The sequence below is a fragment of the Salinimicrobium oceani genome, from assembly GCF_012037645.1.
Map to the genome: position 1 here is coordinate 1 of NZ_JAAVJR010000343.1, position 538 is coordinate 538.

A 538-nucleotide genomic window follows, 5' to 3' on the forward strand; every position below is an offset into this window, starting at 1 on the left:
TATTGTAAAACGATAGGGGCTAACACTGGTAAACTTGATAGTGTCCCCAATTTTATACCTCCATAATCCGGAATTAGTACTGATCACCATGGAATAATTTTTCCCCACTTCCACTTCGCTTAAAGGAATGATCCTGGGGTTTTCGAGTAAAAATTCCTTTTCGGGAATGAACTCATAGTAAATTCCGTAGTTGAGCATAAGCAGGAGGGAAGGATCATCTTTTTGATCCTGCAGCGCAAAGAAACCTTCTGTAGCATTAAAGATCTCCAGGTACCTCAAACTACTATTTTTATCCAATTCTTCAAAAAGTGGCCGGTAAGGTGCAAATGAAACTGAACCGTGAAAGAATACTTCAAGGTCCGGCCACACATCCTGGATATAATTGATCTTATGCTCCTTAATAATGTATTGAAGTAGTAGCAACATCCACATGGGGGAACCTGCAAGGCTGGTAATCTTTTGCTGCGAAGTGATCTCTGAGATCTTCCTTATCTTCTCTTCCCAATTGTTCATCATGGTCACCTCCAAACCGGGAGTC

Annotated in this window: 1 protein-coding gene; it reads right to left on the minus strand. The window is 41.1% G+C overall.

Features of this window, described 5'->3' with window-relative positions; genetic code table 11:
- Positions 1–538 (minus strand): GH3 family acyl-acid amido synthetase (locus HC175_RS17090; protein ID WP_168139533.1); only part of this gene is annotated, 538 nt, incomplete at both ends.